At 67.3% G+C, this 1,609-nt stretch carries 1 protein-coding gene; it reads right to left on the bottom strand.

Annotation, left to right across the window (positions count from 1 at the left end; translation table 11 throughout):
* Nucleotides 1–82: 82 nt before the first annotated feature.
* Nucleotides 83–1,444 carry a glutamine synthetase family protein gene (locus ACQKIP_RS46955; RefSeq protein WP_160504710.1) on the bottom strand — a complete coding sequence of 454 codons (1,362 nt, stop codon included), beginning with the start codon at nucleotides 1,442–1,444 and terminating at the stop codon, nucleotides 83–85.
* Nucleotides 1,445–1,609: the final 165 nt, after the last annotated feature.

Here is a 1,609-nt window from a genome sequence, read left to right as displayed (position 1 = left end):
CGCATCTGCCGAGCAACCCGGCAGATGCGTCTGCGGCTTTTCGCACGCTGAGCGCGCAGTTCCCCGCGCCCCTGACGGGGCCCTACAGCACCGGCAGGTTCTTCCTCAGCTCGAAGGCCGTCACCTCTGACCTGTACTCCTCCCACTCCTGCTTCTTGTTCCGGAGGAAAAAGTCGTAGACGTGCTCGCCGAGCGTCTCGGCGACCAGTTCCGACCGCTCCATCAGCGCAATCGCCTCGCCCAGGTTCTGCGGGAGCGGCTCGATGCCCATCGCGCGGCGTTCCGCGTCCGAGAGGGCCCAGACGTCGTCGTCGGCGCCCGGCGGCAGTTCGTAGCCCTCCTCGATGCCCTTGAGGCCCGCGGCGAGCAGGACCGCGTACGTCAGGTACGGGTTCGCGCCCGAGTCGATCGAGCGGACCTCCACCCGTGCCGAGCCGGTCTTGCCGGGCTTGTACATGGGCACGCGGATGAGCGCGCTGCGGTTGTTGTGGCCCCAGCAGATGTACGAGGGGGCTTCGCCGCCCGCGCCGGCCGTGCGCTCCGAGCCGCCCCAGATGCGCTTGTAGGAGTTCACCCACTGGTTGGTGACCGCGGAGATCTCGGCGGCGTGCTTGAGGAGGCCCGCGATGAAGGAGCGGCCCACCTTGGAGAGCTGGTACTCGGAACCGGACTCGTAGAAGGCGTTGCGGTCGCCCTCGAAGAGGGAGAGGTGCGTGTGCATGCCCGAGCCCGGGTGCTCGGAGAAGGGCTTGGGCATGAAGGTCGCGTTGACCCCCTGCTCGAGCGCGACCTGCTTCATGACCAGGCGGAACGTCATGATGTTGTCGGCGGTGGAGAGCGCGTCCGCGTACCGCAGGTCGATCTCCTGTTGGCCCGGCGCGCCCTCGTGGTGGCTGAACTCCACCGAGATGCCCATGGATTCCAGCATGGTGATGGCCTGGCGGCGGAAGTCCATGCCGACGTTCTGCGGGGTGTGGTCGAAGTAGCCGGAGTTGTCGGCGGGGGTGGGCCGCGAGCCGTCGAGCGGCTTGTCCTTCAGGAGGAAGAACTCGATCTCGGGGTGGGTGTAGAAGGTGAACCCGAGGTCGGAGGTCTTGGCCAGGGCGCGCTTGAGGACGTACCGCGGGTCCGCGAAGGACGGGGAGCCGTCGGGCATCAGGATGTCGCAGAACATGCGGGCGGTGCCGGGGGCCTCCGCGCGCCAGGGCAGGACCTGGAAGGTCGACGGGTCCGGCTTGGCGATCATGTCCGACTCGTACACCCGGGCGAATCCCTCGATCGCCGAGCCGTCGAAGCCGATGCCTTCGTCGAAGGCCTGCTCCAGCTCCGCGGGAGCCACCGCGACCGATTTCAGGAAGCCGAGGACATCCGTGAACCACAGGCGTACGAACCGGATGTCGCGCTCCTCCAGAGTCCGGAGCACGAATTCCTGCTGCTTGTCCATCTTCCGCTTCCACCCATCCTTGCTGGTCAGGCCACCTGCGTCCGTGCTGCCTTCGCGCTGTGCTCGCGTCCGGGTACACATCGGGGCACATGAGCATCCCACCACACGGTTTCGAGCGCGTTGCGGGCCATGTGCCGCCCTGTGCCCATAGTGCCTGCTGATCGG

The sequence above is a fragment of the Streptomyces sp. NPDC059900 genome, assembly GCF_050270335.1.
Taxonomy (GTDB): domain Bacteria; phylum Actinomycetota; class Actinomycetes; order Streptomycetales; family Streptomycetaceae; genus Streptomyces.
Note: the sequence above shows the minus strand (reverse complement) of the source record. Positions and strands in the feature narration are given on the sequence as shown.

What these genes read in the sequence shown, in the direction of transcription:
- ACQKIP_RS46955 (WP_160504710.1), bottom strand. Translation starts at nt 1,444, where the DNA reads ATGGACAAGCAGCAGGAATTCGTGCTCCGGACTCTGGAGGAGCGCGAC.